Source organism: Mesorhizobium sp. M1A.F.Ca.ET.072.01.1.1 (assembly GCF_004023325.1).
Lineage (GTDB): Bacteria > Pseudomonadota > Alphaproteobacteria > Rhizobiales > Rhizobiaceae > Mesorhizobium.
In genome coordinates this window covers 1-1,483 of the sequence record NZ_RZSF01000628.1, presented here as the reverse complement: position 1 = coordinate 1,483, position 1,483 = coordinate 1, and the positions used below count along the sequence as shown (strand labels likewise).

1 protein-coding gene and 1 pseudogene are annotated in these 1,483 nt (G+C 64.8%); both read left to right on the top strand.

Going from position 1 to position 1,483, the window contains the following annotated elements; translation table 11 throughout:
• A partial coding sequence (locus tag EOA32_RS37100) for a sodium:proton antiporter (protein WP_145971513.1) occupies positions 1–1,171 on the top strand: 1,171 nt, incomplete at its 5' end.
• Positions 1,172–1,283: 112 nt separating this feature from the next.
• Positions 1,284–1,483 (top strand): annotated as a pseudogene (locus EOA32_RS37095) (EEP domain-containing protein); the annotation flags it as partial.

Here is a 1,483-nt window from a genome sequence, read left to right as displayed (position 1 = left end):
GGCGAGCGCCGTGCTTGGCCAGTTCAAGGTGCCGCACCGCCTCAACGCCATCCTGCAAGGGGAGAGCCTGCTCAACGACGCCACGGCGCTTCTGATCTACCGCATCGCCGTTTCGGCCGCGGTCGGCTCGGTCATGCTGAGCGATGCGGTGCCGGTGATCCTTCTGTCGACGGTCGGCAGCGTCGCCGCCGGCTATCTGTTCGGCCGCCTCTCGCTGCTGACGCTGACGCGCATCGAGGATGCCGCAAGCAGCACCGTGGTGCAGTTTGCCGGAACCTTTGCCGTCTGGATCATCGCCGACAGGATCGGCCTTTCCGCCATCATCACCATCGTCGTCTATGCCATCACCATTGCGCGCACCGCGCCGCGCCAGATGTCGGCCAGACGCCGCGTCAGCACCTACTCGGTCTGGGAGTCGGCAGTGTTCGTGCTCAATGTGCTGGCTTTCGTGCTGATGGGCCTGCAGGCCCGGTCGATCGTCGGCAGGCTCTCCGGCGATGGGCAGGGCGATGAATTTGTCTTCGCCGCAACGGTGCTGGCCGTTGTCATCGTGGCACGCCTCGTCTGGGTGTTTGGCTACGTCGCGATCATACGGCGGTTCGCCCGCTTCGACAGCAAAGAGCAAAGGCGGGATGCGCCGACATTCGGGGGCGCCTTGCTTGTCGGCTGGTGCGGCATGCGTGGGCTGGTGAGCCTGGTGGTAGCCATTGCATTGCCGGCCAATTTCCCTGGCCGGGACCCGATCGTGCTTGCCGCCTTCGCGGTCGTGCTCGGCACGCTGGTGCTGCAAGGCATGAGCTTGAAGCCGCTGCTGCGCTGGCTCAATTTCGAAGAGGATACGACGATAGATCGCGAAGTGGCGCAGGCACGCGTTGCCATCATGGAAGCCGCGCTCGACGTCCTGAGCCGCAAGACGTCTGCCGCTGCGGACGTTGTGCGCGAGCAGTACGAGGCCCAACGAAAGATCGCCGAGAATCCTGAGGATGCGCAGGCGGCCACCGAATACGACCGGCTGCGCCTCTATGCCATCAAGCGGCAGCGCGATAGGCTCGAAGAATTGCGCCGCGACGGTACGATCGGCGACGAAGCCTATCACCGTCTGGAAGAAGAAATCGACTGGTCCGAGCTGGCAGCATCGCCGGCGGGGCGGTTCCAGTCGCTCACGACCTAGACGATGCCAGGGTCGGCGGTCATGACTGGACCATCCCGCACGTCGATGGCGTCCATTGCAACGCGATGGCCGAGGCGCTAGTGCCGTGGCCGGATATTCAGCCGGTTAATCGATGAAGCTGGTCAGCTACAACATCCAGTACGGCTACGGCAGCGACGGCCGCTACGATCTGGCGCGCGCCGCGCGCCTCGTCGACGGCGCCGACATCATCGCCCTGCAGGAAGTGGAGCGGCACTGGCAGCGCAGCAACGGCGACGACCAGCCGGAAATCCTGTCCAGGCTGCTGCCCGACTATCACTGGGTCTACGGTCC